General features: G+C 43.7%; 21 protein-coding genes. All 21 read right to left on the bottom strand.

The annotated features are described in order from the left end of the window. Window positions 1–120: 120 nt before the first annotated feature. The gene (locus MKZ09_RS18300) at window positions 121–1614 is read right to left on the bottom strand and encodes an SMI1/KNR4 family protein (protein ID WP_076201163.1); all 1494 of its coding nucleotides are present in this window, start codon (window positions 1612–1614) and stop codon (window positions 121–123) included. A gap of 712 nt (window positions 1615–2326) precedes the next feature. After that, window positions 2327–3184, bottom strand: a complete 858-nt coding sequence (locus MKZ09_RS18295) for an ABC transporter ATP-binding protein (protein WP_076201165.1) — start codon at window positions 3182–3184, stop codon at window positions 2327–2329. Between the two features lie 9 nt (window positions 3185–3193). After that, the gene (locus MKZ09_RS18290; protein ID WP_076201166.1) at window positions 3194–4207 is read right to left on the bottom strand and encodes a FecCD family ABC transporter permease; all 1014 of its coding nucleotides are present in this window, start codon (window positions 4205–4207) and stop codon (window positions 3194–3196) included. Continuing rightward, on the bottom strand, window positions 4204–5229 hold the full coding sequence (locus tag MKZ09_RS18285; RefSeq protein ID WP_076133042.1) for a FecCD family ABC transporter permease: 1026 nt from the start codon (window positions 5227–5229) through the stop codon (window positions 4204–4206). Before MKZ09_RS18285 ends, MKZ09_RS18290 begins: the two co-directional genes overlap by 4 nt. Window positions 5230–5303: 74 nt before the next feature. After that, the gene (locus MKZ09_RS18280; protein WP_076133043.1) at window positions 5304–7274 is read right to left on the bottom strand and encodes an AraC family transcriptional regulator; all 1971 of its coding nucleotides are present in this window, start codon (window positions 7272–7274) and stop codon (window positions 5304–5306) included. Between the two features lie 256 nt (window positions 7275–7530). Continuing rightward, window positions 7531–7806, bottom strand: coding sequence for a hypothetical protein (locus MKZ09_RS18275; protein WP_143767275.1), 276 nt, complete (start codon window positions 7804–7806; stop codon window positions 7531–7533). Window positions 7807–7865: 59 nt separating this feature from the next. Beyond that, the gene (locus MKZ09_RS18270; protein ID WP_076201168.1) at window positions 7866–8417 is read right to left on the bottom strand and encodes an NADAR family protein; all 552 of its coding nucleotides are present in this window, start codon (window positions 8415–8417) and stop codon (window positions 7866–7868) included. A 2-nt stretch (window positions 8418–8419) separates the two neighbouring features. Further along, complete coding sequence (locus MKZ09_RS18265; RefSeq protein WP_076201169.1) at window positions 8420–9307, bottom strand: NUDIX domain-containing protein; 888 nt, start codon at window positions 9305–9307, stop codon at window positions 8420–8422. A gap of 26 nt (window positions 9308–9333) precedes the next feature. Further along, window positions 9334–10344: an AAA family ATPase gene (locus MKZ09_RS18260; protein ID WP_076133050.1), complete on the bottom strand. Its 1011-nt coding sequence runs from the start codon at window positions 10342–10344 to the stop codon at window positions 9334–9336. After that, entirely contained in the window at window positions 10341–11021 is a 681-nt protein-coding gene (gene pnuC, locus MKZ09_RS18255; protein ID WP_076133051.1) for a nicotinamide riboside transporter PnuC, read from the bottom strand. The genes MKZ09_RS18260 and pnuC overlap by 4 nt, the downstream gene beginning before the upstream one ends. A 318-nt stretch (window positions 11022–11339) precedes the next feature. Further along, complete coding sequence (locus MKZ09_RS18250) at window positions 11340–12989, bottom strand: DUF6138 family protein (RefSeq protein ID WP_076201170.1); 1650 nt, start codon at window positions 12987–12989, stop codon at window positions 11340–11342. 44 nt (window positions 12990–13033) lie between these two features. Beyond that, the gene (locus MKZ09_RS18245; protein WP_076201171.1) at window positions 13034–13960 is read right to left on the bottom strand and encodes an ADP-ribosylglycohydrolase family protein; all 927 of its coding nucleotides are present in this window, start codon (window positions 13958–13960) and stop codon (window positions 13034–13036) included. 305 nt (window positions 13961–14265) lie between these two features. Next, on the bottom strand, window positions 14266–15207 hold the full coding sequence (locus MKZ09_RS18240) for an alpha/beta hydrolase (protein ID WP_076201173.1): 942 nt from the start codon (window positions 15205–15207) through the stop codon (window positions 14266–14268). Window positions 15208–15267: 60 nt separating this feature from the next. Continuing rightward, window positions 15268–16320 (bottom strand): LLM class flavin-dependent oxidoreductase, encoded by a 1053-nt coding sequence (locus MKZ09_RS18235; protein WP_036677037.1) that lies wholly within the window; start codon window positions 16318–16320, stop codon window positions 15268–15270. 64 nt (window positions 16321–16384) lie between these two features. Next, window positions 16385–17254: an NAD(P)-dependent oxidoreductase gene (locus MKZ09_RS18230; RefSeq protein WP_076201176.1), complete on the bottom strand. Its 870-nt coding sequence runs from the start codon at window positions 17252–17254 to the stop codon at window positions 16385–16387. A 156-nt stretch (window positions 17255–17410) separates the two neighbouring features. Then, complete coding sequence (locus MKZ09_RS18225; RefSeq protein WP_256719128.1) at window positions 17411–17995, bottom strand: TetR/AcrR family transcriptional regulator; 585 nt, start codon at window positions 17993–17995, stop codon at window positions 17411–17413. Window positions 17996–18282: 287 nt separating this feature from the next. Then, entirely contained in the window at window positions 18283–19041 is a 759-nt protein-coding gene (locus tag MKZ09_RS18220) for an ABC transporter permease (RefSeq protein ID WP_076201179.1), read from the bottom strand. Continuing rightward, window positions 19038–19811, bottom strand: coding sequence for an ABC transporter permease (locus MKZ09_RS18215; protein WP_076201182.1), 774 nt, complete (start codon window positions 19809–19811; stop codon window positions 19038–19040). Before MKZ09_RS18215 ends, MKZ09_RS18220 begins: the two co-directional genes overlap by 4 nt. Further along, window positions 19808–20530 carry an ABC transporter ATP-binding protein gene (locus MKZ09_RS18210; protein WP_341041153.1) on the bottom strand — a complete coding sequence of 241 codons (723 nt, stop codon included), beginning with the start codon at window positions 20528–20530 and terminating at the stop codon, window positions 19808–19810. Before MKZ09_RS18210 ends, MKZ09_RS18215 begins: the two co-directional genes overlap by 4 nt. Before the next feature lie 83 nt (window positions 20531–20613). Next, the gene (locus MKZ09_RS18205; RefSeq protein ID WP_076201185.1) at window positions 20614–21621 is read right to left on the bottom strand and encodes a sensor histidine kinase; all 1008 of its coding nucleotides are present in this window, start codon (window positions 21619–21621) and stop codon (window positions 20614–20616) included. Continuing rightward, window positions 21618–22295 carry a response regulator transcription factor gene (locus tag MKZ09_RS18200; RefSeq protein WP_076201187.1) on the bottom strand — a complete coding sequence of 226 codons (678 nt, stop codon included), beginning with the start codon at window positions 22293–22295 and terminating at the stop codon, window positions 21618–21620. Before MKZ09_RS18200 ends, MKZ09_RS18205 begins: the two co-directional genes overlap by 4 nt. Window positions 22296–22421 lie beyond the last annotated feature (126 nt).

Below are 22421 nucleotides of genomic sequence, written 5' to 3'. Positions count from 1 at the left end.
CCATGTATATTATTTCTTGTTTCGCAAAAAAAGACCCCTCTGATTGCTTAGCGGAAAGGTCTCCTTTCTTTTATAAAAATTTCACCCTATTATGATAAAGCTCAGCGTAGGTAAGTTTCATTAATCTTTCCATGTTACCTGCCATCCATATGACTGAAGTTTAAAGTATTTATTAAACTCCGCGACTACGGACTTCGCGTTCTCTTTCGATGTTGCATGAAATATAGTTATATCGACTATATTACAGTCTGAAATTTCCTCCAACCCTTTAAGTCTTGATGCATCTACTCCAATCTGCTTTAGACTCATACAATTTTTGAGTATTGTTAAATCTCCAACCGGATAAGTGAACTGCTTTAATTTCTTCAATTCTCCTATAACTTCTATATGTGATTCATCTAATGCACAGCTATCTGTCTCAAAAAACGTTAGATTCTTTAAAGCTTTTAAGAATGATAAATGTGGTATAGTCACTTGTTTGAGCTCTAGTTTTATTAACTTACTAAGGTTTGAAATATAAAGCAGGTCGCCAACCTCCATTTCTTCTAAACTTAGTTCCTTCAAATTTTTTATAGTTCCTATTAATCCCCTATCAATTGAGTTCATTCTACATAATCTCAAACTCTTTAATTTCTTTATATCTTTCAGTTTATGTATATCTTTTAATGGAAGTCCTATTAATGTTAGCTGCCTTAGCCCATCTAAAGAAACTAAGTACTCCAAATCAGACTCTTTAAAGGCTTCTGATCCTATCACAAGTTCTGCTAAAGAAGCCATCCGTTGAAGTACATCAAAATTAGTAATTTCATCCGCATGTATAATAAGTTCTTTAAGATTAACCATATGGGTTAAAATATCCAAAGATATTGCTCCGTATTTTTGAGCTTGATCAGCTGTAATAAATACCATTCTCTTTTTTTTCAATGTTTTTGAAGATACAAAACCACTTTCAACATCGTCTTTAAAATACTCTTCCCAAAATCCGCTTACAGGGATAAGGCTGTTCTCTTCGATATTCAAATTAGTCAAAGTCAAAATATCATCTAACAAACTTCCACTTTCACGGGATAATATGATTACATCATCTTCTTCACGAATACCAATACTATTATTTCTGAGGCTCGAATCGATAAATTCAAAGAAATGTCCCAAACTTTCTGCAATAACATAGGAAAAATGAGAATTATGATCTATCGTAATAATTTGCCCATAAACGCCCTTTTCTCCGGGGTCTAAATCTATTGCCAAAAATGAGCCACCACCATCTTCAGCAAAAGGAATCCAGCCTTCTCTGTAGTTCCCATCTTTTATTACATCTGATTTGCTGGATATAATATCGTAAGCTGATTCCAAAAGGGACTTCCAGTTGCTTACTATCGATTCAATGTTCATCCAACCAAGACCAGCCATAACGCCAAAAATCTGCTCTCCTTCTCCATTAGAATTCATGTATAACTTTCTGAAATCTTCTGGAAATTTGCAGTTCATCATGCTCTCGAAAAGATTTATCTCTGATTCCTCAACTGCTGGATTCAGTAATTCCTCTACATTTGGTATATGCGATTTTAATGTCTCGATAAGTAAACACTCTTCTTTTTTATTAGCTAATGACATATAGTGGCCCCCATTCTACAGAGTCATAATAGTTTCAGTAAACATCCTTGGTTGATCATCAATCATTTTGTTATGATTCATCTTCAACAGTTCTATCAATAATTAATTCTATCTTACATATGGAGCATCTATTTTCTGATTTAGCAATATCGTATCATGAATTTGTAAATATTGTTGTATTAATCCATATTCAAAAACCTAAGAGTCATCTTAGGGGTTAATTTTATCTCCATATAAACTTCAATCACAACTAATTTTTCACCCTATTTATGGTACGGTTCAGCCCGATTTGTCCTCACCGCGGGATACATCTGTTCCAAGCTTTTAGCCACGCTTAGATTCTATTGTGATTGTGCGCCTGAGTCTGAACCAGCTGATCTTCACAACTGCTGTGTTGCGGTCCCCATCTGCAGTTTCCGGGCAATTTAGAGTTATATATACTGGTTTTCTCAAATTAATCACGTAATCTAGTGCTCCGAATAATAAAAAAAGCCTGCAAGCTAGGTACCTGCGGCTTTAAATTTTAGGATATGTTGTTATTTATTATTATCTCTCCCCTCTCCAACAAAGCCTTAGCCCACACTTTCATGGAGTTATTTGATTGTGGAAGCTACAGCAAAGGCTATACGCGTTGAATCGTGGCTATCATGACACCGGCAAATCCAATGCCTAACTGCATTCCGTGTACCTAGAAGGACACGTTATGCGATTTTCAAGTGGCAATCGCCTCTTTCTGTTCCTTAGCTTTTGGGAATCCTTGATCTACTCCTTGTTCTCTACGACTATCACGCAAGAGCTCGTACGTCACATACACCGGTCGCCCTGTTCGTGGTTCCAGCATAATCTCCGCATCAATGGCAAACACCTCACGCAGCGTCCGTACCGTCATTACACGCTCTGGCGAACCATGCTCCACCACTTGGCCCTCACGAATCGCCACCATATAGTCGGAGAAGCGTGCTGCCAGATTCAGGTCATGCAGCACCATCACAATCGTCACCTGTTGACTGCGATTCAGTTCATAGAGCAGTTCCAGCACTTCAAGCTGATGCGCCAGGTCCAGATAGGTGGTGGGTTCATCCAGAAGAATCAGATCGGTTTGCTGAGCGAGCGCCATCGCAATCCACACGCGCTGACGCTGACCGCCAGATAGCGTATCGACCTCACGATGCTCAAACGCTGTAAGCTTTGTGACCGATAGGGCCCAGGCTACTACTTGCTTATCCTCTTTGGAGAGCTTGCCAAAGCCCCGTTGATGTGGAAAACGCCCATAGGCGACTAATTGACCGACCGTCAAACCGCTTGGTGCGGTCGGCGTCTGCGGCAGAATCGCCATCTGCTTGGCCACTTCCTTAGTGGACAGCGTGCGGATATCTGCACCATTTAGATAAACCGTACCATTATTCGTCTTGAGCAGCCGGCCAACTGCCTTTAGTACGGTTGATTTGCCGCATCCATTGGGACCAATAATCGAGGTAATCTGTCCACGCGGAATCTGCAAGTCCAGTTCTTGTACGATAAGCGTGTCATTATAGGCAATATCGATTTGTTGCGCTGTAATACTTTCCATGACGTCCTCCTAATTGGCCTTCGATAGTAAATAAAGAAAGTACGGAACACTGATAACCGTAATGACAATTCCCGTCGGAACATCTCCCCCCAGGCTAACTGTGCGCGTAATCGTGTCAGCCAGCACCACGACTAATCCTCCGGTCAGGCTGGCAGCCGGAACGAGCAATTTATGATCGGGCCCGACCAGTTTTCTTGCCATATGCGGAGCGATCAAGCCAACGAAAAAGAAGCTTCCGCCCACGGCCACACTGCCAGAGGATAAAGCAACCGCAGCGACCGACAACCCCAAAAACTGCCGCTTCACGGCAAGACCCAGCCCTTCTGCCGTCTGATTGCCCAGATGGAGGGTGTTGAGTATGCGAGACTTGTAGAAAATATAGCCGAGTAAAATCAAGACCCATGGTGCCAGTACGGAAATATAACGCCAATCAGCGCCCCACAAGCTTCCCGCCAGCCAGTGCAGCATGAAATCCATCTGCGAATCATTCAGCTTGAGAGTCAGGAAGGTGGTCAGCGCTTCATACCCGCTTCCGAGTGCGACCCCGGTTAAGATCAAACCGATTGGCGAAATATCTCGCCCACGGCGATACGATAATAAGAAGATCAATCCCGCCGCCAATAATCCGCCAACAAAGGCCAGTAGTGGCAGGGCTATAAAGGAGCCCTTTCCTGTCGATGCCATGAATACGACGAAGAACAGGACAAACAAACCCGATCCCGAACTAATCCCCAGCGTCCCCGGACTAGCCATGTCATTACGCAGCAAACTCTGCATCACGACCCCAGCCGCTCCCATTCCCAGGCCTACCAAGATGGACAGTGTGATTCGTGGCAGGCGAAAATCGAACACGATCAGATTTTGCTTGTCTGTACCGTTTCCCAGGAGAACATTCAGCACTTCTAGCGGTGAAAGATTCATTTTGCCAGAATTCATGCTAATGACAGCAAACATAAGGATGAGCACCATAAGCACTAGATTGACGATTATGCCCCTTTGCACCGTATAACGCTGCTTGATCATTCAGATTCCCTCCTTTGCTTGCGAGCCAGGAAGAGAAAGTACGGCACACCAATGATAGAAAATATAATGCCAATCGGTGTTTCGAACGGTTTATTGATCAAGCGTCCAGCCAGATCGGCCGACACGGTCAGCAACGCACCATATAGTGCAACTGCCGGAATAATGTAACGATAGTCGACACCGACCATGTATCGCACAATATGTGGGGTAATCAGGCCAACAAAACCGATCGGGCCAACTAAGACAACAGCCAATCCAGTCAGCACGAGCACGATAATCGTCGATAACCCTTTGACCAGTCCGCTACGAATACCGAGTCCACTTGCCACATCATCCCCCAAACTGAGCAGTGTAACAGAAGGAGATAACGCCAGCGCCAGCAGTACACCACCAATAAATAGCGGTGAGATAATCAGCAATTCCCCCCACTTGACCCCCGCTGTACTGCCTGCCGTCCAGAATGCCAATGCTCGACCCAGATTATAATTGATCGCTAAATACTGACTGAGTGCGCCAAATAGCATGGAGATGGACAGTCCTGCTAATACCAGCCGCTGAGGCGTCATCCCGCGCTTGCCCAGTGACGCGATGAAGTAAGTGATCCCGGTCGCGAGGGCTGCCCCCAGACAAGCAAACAGCATCATATGCCCATACGAATAACCTGGCAGAAAGGCCAGGCAAAGAGCAATCGCGAATGCTGCCCCAGAGCTGATCCCCATCAGTCCGGAGTCAGCCAGCGGATTGCGCGTTGTTCCCTGCATAATAGCCCCACATACCGCAAGGCTGCACCCGACGATCAGATCGGCTACGGTACGCGGAAGACGTAGGGTTTGTATAATTTGATGCTCAGTGAGCGTTGGATCAAATCGGAAAATAGCCTCCCATGCAGTCGCTAACCTCATGTCGGCGGCGCCGAAGCTAATCGACGCCGCCGACATGAGAACCGTTAATCCAAGCCCTACCACCATGTACATGGTGAAGTTCACCGCCCCACGGCGTTTTTGTTCAGGCTTGTTTTTCATTACGCTTTCCTTTCCTTACCTACTGATAGTCATATTTGCAAATTGGAGTACTTCTTTTAACCTCGTCAAAATCCTTATTTAGCCATTGCCAGCAAATGATTTACAATATGATCAATTAATGCACTGGAGGTCATTATATCCGTGGACCAAGATAGCGATGTACCCACCGATATGATCCGATTATGTTGCACAGCAGGTAGTGATTTCCAGACCGCATTATCAGTAGGAACTTCCGTATCCCCTATAGCGATTAGATAATCCCCTATGTAAGCAGCCAAGACCTCCATAGAGATATCTCCCCAATATTTATCTGCGTCAATAATATCAGTTTGAACTTTTGAAGGTGCCTTCATTTTAAGTTCATTATAAACAAGCTCGCCAACCGCATGCTTGGCTCCTGCGATGTAGTTACTTTTATCACTGAATTCCCCCATAGTAATTGTCACGTCTGATAGACCTGCATTCTGAAGGGCTAGCTTCGCTTCTTCGATTTTTCCGGTATAAGCACTCAGAACAGCCTTAGCCTCTTCCTGCTTGTTCAAAACATCACCAATAAAATGTATCCGCTCTTCTGTAGTCATATCACCATAAGGGACATAAATTGTCGGGGCAATTTTGGATAAATCTTCATAATTTTCATCGCCCCATGCTAAAATGATCAGATCAGGCTCAAGAGTCATGACATCTTCCGGTTCCATAGCTATTTTAATAGAGTCTGTAATCTGGTTAGCAAAAACAGCCTCTTTCCCGTCCCTTGCCGCTCTCGCCACCCCTAAAGGAGTTACACCTAGGGCCACCACATCACCAACCAAATAATCGACTACAACACGCTGAGGGTTGTTCGGTACCTTAACGTCACCCTTTACTGTGGATATCGTTCTCGTCTGTGAGACTGCTTCTGAAGCATTCGTCTCCGATACTTCCGGTTGCGTCGTCTGTTGTGTCTGCGCAGGGTTTGAATTCACCGTTCCCCCGTTATTCGATGGCGTTCCCGATGCACATGCCGACAATAACAGCATCAAGCTCATCGTCGCCGCCAAGATCATTTCTTTACTTCTTACTTTTCCAAACATGGTTGATTCCCCTTCTCTATAAGACTGGACTAGACCCGCTAGTTCCCTCTCATAGTAAAGAAAATGAGAATCATTATCAATACCATCAACCTGCATAGATAGTGCGTTTATTTTCCGATAATCACTTGGTGTCATCTTGTAATACTTCTTAAACATCCGAAACAGATTTTTCTCATCTGCAAAACCAGATCCTGTTGCGATCTCTTTAATGGTTGCTTCTGTATGTTTCAAGTCATGGCAGGCAGCTTCAATCCTTCTCTGAATGAGGTACTCCTGTAAGCTCATGCCTTCTTTCTTTTTGAACAGCCGCGTCAATTGCCCGCCACTGATCCCAAACATATCAGCAATTTCTTGGAACATAATCGGTCGCATGTAATGTTTATCGAGATATATCTTGGCAGAACAGGCTGGATCTGGCTGGAGATACCGAATCTCCCCACTCTCAAAATCTCTGTACACCCCATGTATCAATTGATATAGAAAACTTTTGGCCTGCAGCTGATCCATCGCCTTGCCGCGGTTCCAGCCATTCATCATCTGTTGAAACCAATCGAGTAGCAAGATAGGGTTACTTGGTGTATAACCATACTGTTGAACAAATGGATTTACTTCCTCCAGTAATTGCTGCAGGTGTCTCTTGAAAAAAAGAGGTAATTCTGCTTTGTAAAACACCATAAAGGTCTTTACATTCTCCCCTTTAGGCGAAATACTGAGTAGGCTCCCCTTCCCTCCGTGAACTAAACCAAAGCGCTCCATTCCAAATGTGGTTTCATTCAGTTGAATTTGCGCTTCTCCTCCACATGCATAGATAAACATGCTACTAGGCATTTTATATTGCTCCAACGGGTATTGGGACGCTACATTCTGAAAACGCACATCTATTAATGTAATGATCGAACGTGTCCAAATGTGGGCCATCGTATCGATCATCTCCGGTGTAAAAACCTGGCTTGCTGCTGCTTCGTCTTGCATCTATCTGCGCTCCCTCATCTCACCTTTTGCAATTTATATCTCACCTATCAATTGATATTGATTATCAATATCATAATTCATGAGGTAAGTATATCATCATTAAGTGACATTGAGGACAAGTTCTTGCCCTGAGTAAAAGACAAGAACTTGTACCGATAAAAAAAACCGCGCACAGCGCGGCTTCCAGTCAGACTATGTTCTTGTCCTCTGACTGAAGAATCGTTTCTATAATCTCAGTAGAAGATATAATTTACAGCTAAATATCACGAAGCAGTGAAGTATCAAGCTCCGCTCTCCCTAAGTAGCCGCTGCAGATAACGGGGCGGTTAATGATTTCATACATTTTTTTAAGATCCGAAATGGACTCTTGGCTCCAGGTTTCAAACGAATCGAATTCCGCCATAGAAATTTGATAGTACTCCGGGGAGTCAGTTACCCCGGTTAGGATCTCATATGCATAAATATTGTCGCCAAACTTTCCTACAGATTGATATCTTCCTGTTTTCAGGCAGATATAATCGGTATATTTCACGGTCATCCCTCATCCTGTCATTGATTTCCTCATGTTCATTAATTTAATCTAGTATAAATCTAACTCCGCAGCAATTCGTCCCGCGCTTCCGTCAGTGCGAACCCCAGCAGATTTCTGCCCCTCCATTTCATGGGATTCTCCGCATCCGGATTGGACTGGCCCATGCCGATCCCCCAAATACGGTCCCGCGGGCTAGCCTCGACGAGGATGCGGTTCTTCGTCGAGTTAAGATAATCATTGAGCTTCGGATTCTGCGAAAATTTGGCCAAGCTGGCTCTTTTGACGATGCCGTAACAGTCCTTATCCCAAATATCTTTGTCAAAGTTTTGGACCGCACGTCCAAAAGCCTTCATTTCCTTTGGATGCTTAGCTTTAAGGATGGACTCCAGCATTTCGTCATCGCCGAACAACCTTGCCTTCTCAGCCATCATAAACTGCTCGGCGCAGGAGTACTGCGTTCCCTCTACCGTGAACGGGCACATCCACCATTGGCTGAAGCAGCTTTTATCGACGCTCCCGTCCTTAGGCGGTGTATGTCCCCAAAAAAATAAGAATTTGAACTTTTTTCCTTCGTTATATGCTTGTCTTAACTCATCAATATTGTAAATCATCGTTAACCCTCCAAATTTCTCCGATATAAGCGGGATGGTCTATGCCCCGCATTTTCGGTATAATGATCGGTCTCCACTACAAGATCGGCTACTTTACGCCGGAAGGCCGCCTTCAACAGCTCTTTATCCATAATTACCTCATAAACCTGCTGCAGTTCCGTCAATGTAAAAAGCTTCGGCATCAAGTGCAGTGCGATATCGGTATAATTCACTTTTCCCCGTAACCGATCAATAGCGCATGCTATGATCTTCGCATGGTCGAAGGCCAATCCGTCATTCGATACGATCTCATAATCCGTGCCAGTTGATGTAGTCTTCGCTGTCATAGTCCTCGCCACGACTGCCGAAAGTTCTTCTTTTTCACTGCTTAGTTTGAGTTCGTACTCCAGCGTCTTGATGTATCCGTCCACAATCAATTCTTTTTGCTCCCGCAGCGGCCGATAGGATACCTTGAACCAGGCGGCGTCTGCTGCATCATCTCCTGCCTTTAACTCCAACTTGTCGCTGTTAATCAGAGCCATATAGCTGCAGCTTATTACCCAGGTTCGTGGGTCGCGCCCGATATCACTGAACGTATACAGCTGCTCCAGATAAACATCTTCCACGCCGGTTTCCTCGCATAGTTCCCTTACTGCTGCCTGCTCAGTCGTCTCATTCGGCCGGACAAAACCGCCAGGCAGCGCCCATTTGCCCAGGAAGGGGTGAGCCCCCCGGCGAATTAAAAGGACGCGTAGCTCTTTTTCCGGTAGTTTGCGATAACTGTCAGCCTCGTCTTCCGTCACAGTGAAGATAACCATATCCGTTGTCACTGAAGGACGCTCGTAATCGCCTGCCTTGTATTGCTTCAAAAATTCAGATTCGGTAAGTCCATCCTTATCTATCAAATCCAAGTGGGTATGCCTCCTTTATATTTGATTTAACCGTTTAGCTCTCCGTAATAGTTTCCGTAGGGCTCGAACTTTGCCAACACTTCATCTACCTTGCGTATACGTTCCTCCAGGCTCCCCCGCAGCGTAATATAGGGGATCCGCCGCTCCTTCAAATCCGCGATAATCTGTTTATGAAAGACATGCCGTTTCTGATCCCCGCTGCGGTCCCACGTATCGTCGTAAGGAATATCGTCAGCGCATAGGAAGAACAGATCATAACGTTGCGCGTTCTCCAGAGCGATGCGGGTTAACAGTTTGGGGGCCCGGCCGTGGTAATCCAGCGCGAACATATACGTCGTGATCGCATTGGTATCGACGAACAGAACCCGGTTCGCCGCAAGCAATGCCTGTTCTTCGCGCTCGATATGACCCACCGCGATTTCATCGAACGCTTCCAAGCCGATTCGGCGGTCCACCTGATGTTCGGTCCAATAATCACGTCCGTATTCGCTTACGAACGTTGTGCAATACCGCTGTGCAAGTGCTTCGGTGATCGTCGACTTCCCCGTCGACATCGCTCCGACGAACACCACTTTTGTGATCAAATCCCGGTATACGATATCACTTACGAACTCCTTGTACTTATATGGATTGGCACGGACCATCGTCGCTGAGATCGGAACCCGCTCTCGGGCTTCATCCACCCGCCGGTCTATCGCTCCCAAAGCGAGACTCATATGTTTGCCGTAGAATTCGCTCGAGTAAAAATGCGTTACTTGCTCTCCGTCCAGCAAACCGAGTATATACTGTTCTTCCCGAACCTCATGCTCCCTGTCATCCGAATACCCATCCGGACCATCCCAAGCTTCGATTACCCGGACTTCCGGATAGAGCCTGCGAATCCAATTTGCCCGGACATGAAGCGGGATCGGAGTGACTGTCGTTTCGTAAATGACCAGGATCAATTCATCGACCTCTTGTAGCGCCGTTTCAATCATGAACTGATGGCCTTTATGCAGCGGGGCAAACTTTCCCAGTGTTAGTCCAAGCGTGCTCATGCCGCCACCTCCTTCGCCCCTTTATTCCAAATATAGTACCCGTAAACTGCGTTGACCAGATACGCGCTCCACATCACGATCATCAGCAGGCCTTCCCCGCTGCCCTCCAGCATACGAATCGCCCACAACAGCACCGTAAAGAGATTTAGCACGATATAGACCAGCCATTGTTCCTTGAATCTTCTAACCATTAAGAAGGTCGCCACAACAGACAGCACCGTCGTAGTAGCATCGATGTAAGGCGAATTCTGTCCCGGAATGAACGAAAGCCCAAATCCTAGCAGCAAACAGCCGATTACACTGACCATCCCAACGAGGAGCAGACTTCTAAGATCCATCTGCCGCATGGTCAGTCTACCGTCTTTTTGGCGATTATTTTTCCACATGTAGAAGCCAATAACATTCATTGGAACAAAGAATAGCAGATTCAGCATTACCTCTCCAAACAAACCGTTCATATAGGCCAAATAAGCATAACCGATGGTATTGTACATGCCGAAAACATAGCTCATCAGGTTGCCCTTCGCTGCAAGCACCACGCATAACACCCCAGTAATAAATACCGTGAATCCGAATAAAGAGTCCTTTGTAATCACTGTAAACCCAACAGCAATTGAGGTAAACAGTACCAACCATGTAATTTCGAACAGATTCCAGTTAGCTGCCACCTTTTTCATCTTGCATCCCTCCGCTTATTCCACTCATTCATAGAGCGAATAAAATTAGTTCTACTTAGTATCGTTTTGTTAATAACATATTGTTACTATCAAAAATAACAGAAAATTCTGCGAAGGGCAAGCAAATTCTTCCTATTTCCACAGACAGGTATAATTGAAATCGCCGCCAGTAAGGTATGCGATTGGAAGTCCGGAAGGCTTCTCAACAGAACTAACTTTAAATGTGTAAAAATAAAAAGAAACCCCTAATAAAAGGGATTTCCTCTAATCTTGTTCAACTAACGCACCAATAGGGAATTCAATATTTATATATCGTCATCAACTTATAAGAGTCAGCAGCTCCGATAGAATAACTCTAAGCTCAAGTTCCGTCTGCTCTGACTTCACGGATTTTTCCAGCTTTGCACGGCTTCCGAATATCCGGTATAGAACCTGCTCTTGTTCATATATTTCTTTAGGTGACAGCTCTTGTAGCAGCGCTTCTGCTAGCTCGACCCGATCGATCACGAAGTTTTTGACAGCTCTTGCTTCCTCATTTCCTGCTAGCAGAATGTCAACTAGGACTGGCATAAGCTCAGCCTCCACGCCGTGCGCATCAATAAAGGTCTCCGCATAACCATCCTGTATCATTTGGTGTTCCGTATCTACCATCTCCATATAACGAGAGATGAGTGAGAAATATTCCTTGCTATATAATCCTAATCCGAGTGCAGCATATGTACCAGGCATGACCGACTTTTCACCCGGTTCCGTGTCCTTGTACCACGCATAGGGCTCCATAGCGATATTCGCATACGCAGCCAGCTTAGGAAAAAGAGACGGATATGCCAGTGCACCAGCAAAAAACTGATGAAGACCTGATTTAGCCATTTTTTTTAGAGGAAGATAGTTCTTTTGTTTGCTTTTCAGCTTCAGGTTATATTCCTTCGGGAATCCCTGCTGCAGCAATTCAGTAATGTGATCCAATGCTTCTCCATAAGCTGCTTCCTCCTCGTTCAAAATCCGGACTTCAATGCTCTGCGTTACATCATTATTATCAACTTCAACACGGGTCCCTTTATATACTGGAGCGAATTTCCCGCTTCCCCCCTGGATATACTCCGCTGCGCGTTTTGAACCAAGCTGGACAGCAAGTTTCAAATATTGTTCCCGGATGTCCGGTTTCGTTTTTCCAATTTGCAGAGCGGCATATACAAAAAAGGAAAGTTGATCTGCATTCGGATCCATAAGCGGCGTATCCTCTTTAGGTATCCAATCCATTCTAAAGCTGCCTGTACGCACAAAATAGCATGGAAGAAAAACGTTCTGAATCCAATTATCCATAGCCAAAGTATACTGGCCAGTCCACTCGTCTAAGCGACCCCTATTACTTCTGAGCTTGTCGGACAAACGCTCTATTAATGGGCCAACCGCATTTTCTTCTTGCTTCATAAGATCAGGATTCATCAAGTGATGAGAAAAGAAATACTGGTCATCAACACTCGGCAATACCGGAAGATCAGACATGATTTTGGATGTTATAAACTTCTGTAATGATTGGCGGAGTTCGTTCAGCTTCTCTTCGTTTACCAGATGCACGCAAAGCGTTAAGTCTTCGTCCTCCATTTCAAAGGAAAGTACGATCTGGAATCGGTAATCAAAAAAACGAGGACCTAGCTTCTCTGATAAAAAAAGCTCCTCCACTCTCTTGCATAATGCCGGGTAAAGTTCAGATCTAATTAATTCCTCCGTGAGTTCGGCGATATAAGGACCTGCTTCGATTTCATAAGAGCTGTCTGTCCAATCAAACGGTTCTTCAACATCAATATGTATTTTTCCGTCACGCCAAGCTACCTGAAGATAATCCTTTATCCCTGCCTGGAGCCGACGATTTCCTATGAATTCATTTATTCTTATAGTCTCTTTATTGTATATGGTTATCATCTCACTCCACACATCGTCTAAAAACCTCTGTACTGCTGCGTTCATTCCCACTCCTCCTCATAGTTAATGCTAATAGAACCTTGTACTCCTCATGCTGATTGAAGACGGAGAAGCAGCTGATCAACCAGATCTGTCTCTCGCAGCTGGTTGATCCAGCGCTGAGGGATATGCTCATAGCCATATCGGATTCCGGCAAGACCGCCTGTGATACAGGCCGTTGTATCCGTGTCGTTGCCTAAGGCAACTGCTCGTTTGACGGCATCTTCGTAGGAAGTGCAGGTTTGGAGGATCATACACGCACTGAACAAGGAATCCACGACATAACCAGATCCTTCGCCATAGAATACTTTATCAGGCTGAATGTTCTCTTCGAGCTCCCGTTCATGCTCAGGCATCTGCTGGTAGATCTTTCGAAGCTTGCTAAGAGCAGTTTGGTAGCACAGATTGAAGTCTTGCTTTTGCAACAGTTCACATGCAATTAACACATACAAGGCACAACATACCTGATTACAGATATGTCCATGAGTTACAAGGCATTGAGTATGTGCGTTTTGAACGAGCTGCTCATCTGTTCCTTTGTGCCACAAGGCAAGTGGTAGCACGCGCATCAGCGCTCCATTCCCTTTCCCATCAGGAACCGTATTGCCACTCTCGTAAGGGGACATTCCATGGTAATAAGTAGTCAGCGTACGACTGGTTTGTATCCCAATATCAAAAACTTGTTGGGCTACTGCCCATCTACCTTCATGATACCAATCGACCAATTTGTCTGCAAAATCAGTTAGCTCCAGTGTACCTTTATCGATCAGACTCTCAAGCAGACATAGTGCCTGCGCACCATCATCCGACCAGGTGCCGGCAGGGACATCTCGGTAGGTGGGCTGAAAGCCCACAGGAGGAGTAAACTCAATCTGCTCAAGAGGTGGGAGCTGCTCCGCTGATCTGAATTCATAGGGGACACCAAGAGCATCTCCAATCAATAAGCCGTAAAGCCCACCCTTAATTTTATCCCACATGTTGTATTCTCCTTATCACTAGATATAATTTGGATCAAGCTGCTGCAAATATATAAGCCTACCCTATCAATATTTAAACTGTTTTGCATCATCTAAATAAAAATTGAAAAAATAAGCTTCCAATGAACAATACGATAGTAATCTAAGCCTTTTTTAAAATCAATAATATATAACAAAAGATGAGGCTGTTTTTAAAATCAACAACCTCATCTTTTTTATGAATCTTTCCCGAATAATTACGTGTTTCTACTTAAATAACCAATCAACTTTTTCTGTGTATTCGCAGTTTACTTTAGTCCCAGTAATTAGTTAGGGTGAAGTGCCCGGGCCATCGCTTCCATATAGCCCTGAACAGCGCGCTGACTCACTTCTGTTTCTGGCGCGAAAATTTCGAAAAGGTGATAACAACCGGGATACAGGTGGAATTCAACATCTACACCTGCTTGTGCAAGTCGTGCCACATACTCCATTGTCTCGTCTCGGAATAGATCGAGCTGACCTATACAAGTATAGGCTGGCGGCAAACCTGCCAAGTTCTCCGCTCTCGAGGGTACTGCATAAGTAGATTTCCCTCTGACATCGCTCTCCTCGCCCAGGTACATGTTCCAAGCTGCTATGTTGTCTGTTCGGTTCCAGATTGCGCCTGCTTCCGTAATCTCATGACTGGACGGTGTGATGTTACGGTTGTCAAGCATCGGGTATAATGGCATTTGGAAAATAAGAGACGGTCCTCCTTTATCACGCGCCATTAGCGCGAGTGCTGCTGTCAGTCCGCCGCCACCGCTAGCACCGGCAATTGCAACCCGATTCACATCAATGCCAAGCAACGCTGCCTCCTCCGTCATCCATACCAATCCAGCATAACAATCTTCGATCGCCGCCGGATAAGGGTGCTCGGGAGCAAGCCTATAATCAACCGATACGACAATACATTCAGCTGTCTGAACAAAGCGTTCGCATAATTCGTCGTCCATATCCGGATGTCCTAACACGTATCCGCCCCCGTGAATCCATAGCATGGCAGGTAACAAGTCATTCGTTCGCCCGGCAGGTTCATAAATTTTCACCAGCATCTCGCCTCCATCCCTCGGGATTTTGCGACTGGTTGTGTTTACATGCTCTGATCCTTTCACGGATGCAGCTGACACTAAGCTCCTGCTCCACTCTAAATTCTTCTCCAATTCAAACCCAGGAAATTGTGAATAAACCTCTCTTAATTCTGGTAGTATACGTGTTTCATAACTCATGATAATCCCTCCAAATAAAATAATGAATTTGTTCGTTTACGTTTTATTCATAGATAATCCTTATCCCATTTGAGCTTCCCACTTGGCAATTTCCTCTCGTACTCGCGGCGCAACCTCTGTACCGAGCAGTTCTATAGCCCGCATAACCAACTCATGCGGCATCGTACTTAAGGGAACATACATCATGAATCGTGTAATCCCTACATGCTTACGCAGATGGATAATTTTTTGGGCGACTGTTTCCGGATCCCCTACATACAACGCACCATCAAAGCGTCGGGCAGCATCATAGCTGGAACGATCATAGTACGCCCACCCCCGTTCTTTACCGAGCTTATTCATACCGTACTGGGTAGATGGAAAAAAGAGTTCTGCCGCCTGTTCCGTATCTTCTGCAACAAATCCGATGGAATGTGAACCTACCTGAAGCCGCGAAACATCATGTCCGGCATGAGCTGCCGCCTTTTTATACAGTTGTACAAGCGGCGCAAAATTGGTTGGGTTTCCACCGATAATCGCCAGGACTAATGGCAGACCCAGAAGTCCTGCACGTACGGCAGACTCCTGAGTACCACCGCTACCAATCCATACGGGTAAAGAGTGCTGAACAGGGCGCGGGTATACACCCAGATTATTTATCGCTGATCGATGTCCTCCACTCCATGTTACTTTCTCAGATTCCCGTATTTTCAGAAGCAGCTCAATGTTTTCATTAAATAAATCCTCATAGTCATGCAGGTCATAACCAAAAAGCGGAAAGGATTCAACAAAGGAACCCCGGCCCGCTATAATCTCCGCACGTCCATTGGATAAGCCGTCCAGCGTGGCAAAATCCTGAAACACACGGACAGGATCAGCTGATGAAAGGACCGTTACAGCACTCGTCAATCGAATCCGCTTTGTTAGGGGGGCCGCAGCAGATAACACCACTGCTGGTGATGAAGCTGCATAATCTTCACGATGATGTTCACCTATGCCAAACACATCTAGTCCTACCTGATCCGCAAGGACGATTTCTTCGACGACTTCACGTAATCGCTGTGCGTGACTCATCACAACTCCGGTCTCAGTATCTGGCTTTGTTTCTATGAACGAAGTAACACCTATTTCCATAGTTAATCTCTCCTTATATTTTCTCTTGCAATTTGCCCGACATCATCGGTGACAACCCAATTTCTTAAGAAGAATGCTCAAGACAACGGATTAAAGCCGTCCAATCCAACTCACCATAACCATTGGCAATTCCTTCAGACAAGTGATGGTGGATAAGCTGACCTAAAGGTAGAGGAGTTTGAACGGACTTCGCTGCCTCAATAGCCAATGCAACATCTTTTAACCCAAGCTTCATTTTAAAACCGGCTGGTTCAAAGCGCTGTTCGCTCATGATCGCTCCATAATTCTGATATATTGGAGACTGAAAAAGAGCATTTACAACATTCATAAATTGGGACGGATCAATACCGTGCTTTTCTACCATTAGCTGCACTTCCGACAAAGCTTCCAGCATTGAAGCAATTAGAAAGTTAACGCCAATTTTTACAACGTTCCCTTCTTCGCCGTGATCCCCAATCTCTACTATCTCTTGACCCATTGCTGTTAAAACGGGAAGTACCCGTTGTCTTGCTTGTTCCGGACCAGCTAAAATAATACGCAATTTAGCTTCTTTAGCGGCATCTGGGCGCCCCATCACCGTGGCAGACACAAAGTGTTGCTTTCGCTCCGCATGCGAGACGGATAATTTTCGAGCCAGATCTACGCTGATTGTACTGGCAGAGATGTGAATTCCATTTTCCGATAATCCATTCAATACACCATTCGGTCCCTCGACGACCTCCTTCAAAGCAGCATCATCAGAAAGCATGGTAATTACAAGATTGCTTTCTTTCACTGCCTCTAGCGGTGTTTTGGCATATCGTGCTCCCTTTTTCATTAAGGGTTCAACTTTTTCAGGGGTCCGATTAAAGATGACTAATTCATAACCCGCTTTCAATAGATTTTGGGCCATTGGGAACCCCATATTTCCAAGCCCAATAAACGATACTTTCATTAGACACCTCTCCTTATTGTGATGGATTTATCAATAACGGAATGATCGTTCCAAAATAATCAAAAAAATATAGTCTAACATATACTTTTCAATTATCACCTTCATAATATGGGAAACACGATAACGGAACGATCGTTCCGGAATAATTAAAAAAAATTAGATTCCTGCAATTACAAAGCTAATCATCTCTTTTGCACGTTCCGGATGCTGATCTGCTTTGGCCATTATATTTATGCTTTGATGTAAATTCAGCAACAAATAAGATAACACTTTGATATCAGTCGCTTTATCAATTTCTCCCCGTTGCTGGCCCTTTTCTAAAAGGTCACAAAAAGCTTGCTCTAATTCCAAAAAACTAGTCTTTATCAACTCATTAATTTTTTCATCTTGCGACTCCAATGTTGTAGCTACATTCGTAACAAAACATCCGCCCGGCAGGCTGGTATCGTATGCTGAAGCAATATGATACTCAAAAAATTGAAGAATTCCATCTCTTACGCTTGATGCCTGTTCAAGAATAGCCTGCTTATTGAAATTCCCCTTTTTATAATGCTCAAGGGCATCTGTATACAAGGTTTGCTTGTCGGAAAACGTATCGTAAAGGCTGGATCGGCTAATTCCCATCACTTCTAGTAAATCCGGTATGCTAGCTGCTTCGTATCCTTTTTTCCAAAACAACAGCATGGCTTGATGCAGCGCTTGATCTTTGTTAAATTCTTTTGTCCTAGCGATAAGTAACACCTCCCGTCATTGAAATATAACATATCTGAACTGATCAGTCCAGAAAAAAAGTGAGCAGAACTTTCACCTTTGCGATATTTGTACATTTATTTTTTATTATTAAAATCCTAGACTATGTCATTAATCCAGACTATTCTATTGATTTATAAAATAAACGGACACTCATATTGGTGTCCGTTCTTAGATGAAATACTTATTTATTGAATTGCTCAAAAACATCTTTTATTCAAACATTAATGTTTGTTGCATATTGATCTAGTTAAATGATCATATCAGCTAGTTCAGAGTTAGGCATCTCGTTTACGGTAAAATACAATGGCTGCTGTAATAAAGATCAGTGTCCATAACAGGGAAGTAGATGTCCCTTCCATGGGTGTAAGATCATTTATTCCATCAGAGGAAGGCGGCATATACATATAATAACCTGCAGTATCCGGAAAATAATTTATAATACGGTGTACAAAATCTTTCGACAATGGACTGACAATAAAATAATAACCAAGCAATACCACTAAAGAAGGAGTAGTTCGTCTTAATAATGCACCTACAGCTGCACTGAGAAGGGTGGTTAAAGTTAGATAGCCTGTTGCACCTGCTAATGATTTTATCATTTCGTCTATTTCAATCACTACTGCTGTGTCTTTCATCATGATAAAGGTATATAGTACACCTGATGCAGTAGTAATAGACGACGCAGGAATGGTTATAATGGTCAAGGCCAAATACTTCGTGGATAATTGAAACCCTCGCCAAGGTATCGTAGTTAAAGTAGTTCGAATCTGTCCCCCTGTATACTCTGAACAAGTAGCTAAGATACCAAGAATAATGAACCCTGCTTGTAGATATCCCATAGAAGAAAGTCCTGTATTCAGTATATTTTGCGTTCCTGCTGCCTCTTGTAGATCAACAGAAGTAAAAGCTGCGGCTAAACCTAAATTAAGAATGAATGTAACCATAAGAGTGAGCCCTATCAATGGTAATGTAACTAATTTATCCAGTTCAGCACCCAGGATTTGTGTTATCTTTCTACTAGATGAGACACTCATGCTGCAACGTCCCTCCTATGGAACACAATAGCTGCAACAATGAAAACAACGACTACCCAGGCAAACATGACTAAACCGCCTGTGAAGGGGGTGTGAAACCTGTCGAATAAACTGCCTGTGGACATGTTGTCCGTAAACATAAACATTTCAGCGCCAGCCCTATCTGGTAAGTAAAACGCCAACTTTGTAACCCTATACAACAGGACACTAAATGATACAACGGATGAATTTATTATGAGCACAGCAAGCGGGAGGATGCCATTCTTAGTTAGCAAAGTAATTCCAAGTGCTAAAAGAGCAGTGAATGTCCAGTAACAAATGGCACCGGTAAGTCTGGACCATTCAAAGGCAGGGGCATATTCACCAAGAATAAGATGTGTTGCAGACACAGTTGTCATAATAGCAACAATACAAAGTAGTATGCTGATCACAGTCACAGCGCCTGCTTTTGCCAGCAAAAAATGAATTCGGGATGAAACAACAGTTAAACTCGTTGTAATCTGTTGTCCTCCACCAGATTCACTGCTCTCTGTTAAATACTCACTGCTGACAGCAAGCACACCAAGAATAATAACGCCTTGCACACCAAAAGCTAACCCGATATAGCCAACTTCCGATAGCCGCGTGCTAACTCCAGCTATAATCTCCTCTTTTTGGGCTATGCTGTCTAAGGCAGCAATAAGCGCTGGGGCAAACACTCCAATAAGCAAGGCTAGCCAAATGCCTGGCAGGGAGAACAATTTAGATAGTTCCGCGTTGAATGCTCTCATACAACTTCACCTGCATTTTCAGATGTCAGGGCAAAAAAAGCTTCCTCCAGGGTGGAATAGTTACCTATTACTTCTTCCAATGTTCCATCTGCAACGATGCTTCCGTGCTTAATAATCACCACATCATCAACCGTCTCTGCAAGCTCTCCCATTAGATGACTGGATAATAACACCGTATTTCCAGACTCAGCACGTTCACGTAAAAATGTCCGGATCCACCGAATTCCTTCTGGGTCGAGCCCATTTACGGGTTCATCTAAAATCAATATTTTTGGATCACCGAGTAGCGCAGCTGCTATTCCAAGTCTCCTTCCCATACCAAGAGAATACTTCCCAACTCTTTTTCCGGCTGCATTAGTAAGACCTACTATTTCCAGAACTTCCTCGACACGTGAGTTAGACAAACCTGCGGCACGGGCAATCCAACGCAAGTGTGCCCGTCCTGTTCGCATACGATGAGCTCCAAATCCATCAAGCGCGGCACCTACTGTTGCTAGAGGATTATGTAATTCTGCGAATGGTTTTCCATTGATTAGTGCACTCCCTGAGGTAGCACGATCTAATCCAAGCAGGATGCGAAGTGTAGAGCTTTTTCCTGCTCCATTTGGACCTAAAAAACCAGTTACTCTGCCAGGTCTAGCTTTAAAACTGATACCTGATAAGATTTTCCCAGTTCCGCGATGTTTGACTAAGTTATTAATTGTAAGCAACCATAACACTTCCTTTCTGTTATGGTTCTAATTATAAAGAAGCAAAGTTACATCTCGGTTATCCTGCTGTTTACTTCTGGGTTAACTTTAGGTTAAGCTCTACCAATAGCCACTCTTGTGCCGTTTTCATTTGATGTAAAGTCAGCTTTCAGCTTCATTTTATTTAACATATAATTTGAAGTCGATAAACCTATCCCCACCCCACCCTCATAGGAAGAGTTATCCATCCCCGGACCCCTGTCTGCAACAATGATCTGTTCTTTTTCTACATCAACCCCAATGTTTACGTATTTCCCTTCTGCTGCATGGCGAAGAATATTCTGAAATAAATTATCCAGAACCCGTGTCATCCATTTAGGATCTGCTTCCCAATAAAAAGTCGCCTCTGTCGGTAAATCAACCTCGATCTGGATTTCTTTTTCTTCAAATACAGGATACCACGCAGCAACAGATGCTCTTACTAAACGTCCAATATCTGTTGAAGTGGGCTCAAAAGGATGTTTTCCTGATGTAAGCAATGTATAGGAAAGTAAATCATCCATTAGATCTCCGACTCTTGTAATCGTATGGTTCATCTCTGTTAGTGAGTTTTGTCCTTCTAGACTCATTGATTCTTTATTTAATCGGGTGACATGTCCTCTCAAAATGGTTAGTGGCGTTCGTAAGTCGTGAGATAAATTCGCAATGAGTCGATGTCGTAACAATTCCTCTTCATATGCCCGCTTACGACTGTCTTCAAGCTGCTGAATCATCCAATTAAAAGAACTGCCTAACTGGTCGATTTCATCCATACGATCACGTTGAACGGATATTGGTTTAGGAAATGAATTATGATTAGCTGAAAATGACATGACTTCCTGTAAGAGGTTAAGACGTTTACGAAGTCTCAAGAAGAAAATCCAAGAAATTACCACAAATGCGACAATAATAAAACCAAACAAAAGAAGTACAATGTAAAAATAATTTAACTTATTCAGCTCTTCTTCATTAAAAGGAGACTCAATGAACGCTGATAAGAAAATAAGTACGATCGGAGGTAAAAAGATAAATAGAAAATGTCCTTTTAGGAAACGACCAAATAATGATTTAGTCTGTTTCATAGTTTCACCCGATAGCCTATTCCCTTCAATGTTTCAATAATCTCTGGGGAGTCTGGATGACGTTCCAGCTTTTGACGCAGTCGATGAATATGTACCATTAATGTTTTATCACCTGTGATATAAGCTTCTTCCCAGATGGCTTCATAGATTTGTTCTTTTGGTAAAACTTGATTAGGGTGGCGTAAGAAGTACATCAAAATATGATGTTGTTTCCCTGTCAATATAATTTCTTCCCCTGTGTGTTTGTCAAATACCATTTGGACTTCTGGATCTACTTCAATATAATTCCCTAATGAAATTCGTTCGGGATGTGTTCCGCCACCTCGACGGATTAGAACTTCTAATCTTGCCACTAATTCATCCGTATGGAATGGTTTTGTTAAATAGTCATCAGCAAATTGCAGCCCTTCTACCTTATCATCTATCGATGTTCGAGCAGTTAACAGCAAAATAGGAACAGCAGGAGCTGCCTTTTTAAATCGTTTTCCCACAGTAAATCCATCTAAACCGGGTAACATAATATCCAAAATAACAATTTCATGCTGGTTTACTACTTTTTCAGCTCCTTCACCAGAAAGCAGCCACTGTACTGAAAATCCTCGTTGTTCCAATTCTTCCTTTACCCAACTGCCTATCTTCTCATTATCTTCAATATATAACACGTTTCTTTTCAAGTAACATCCCTCTCTCAAAATCGAGTTCACTATTAGACAGATTAACACAATCTAAAGAATTGTTTCCAGTTAAGACAATTTTATTGTTCGTGCGGACTTTCACCGCCAAGTTATCGTCCATGCCCG

Source organism: Paenibacillus sp. FSL R5-0908, from assembly GCF_038006245.1.
In the GTDB taxonomy this organism is placed as follows: Bacteria; Bacillota; Bacilli; order Paenibacillales; family Paenibacillaceae; genus Paenibacillus_AQ; species Paenibacillus_AQ odorifer.
The sequence above is the reverse complement of the archived record's forward strand: the minus strand, read 5'-3'. Positions and strand labels throughout refer to the sequence as shown.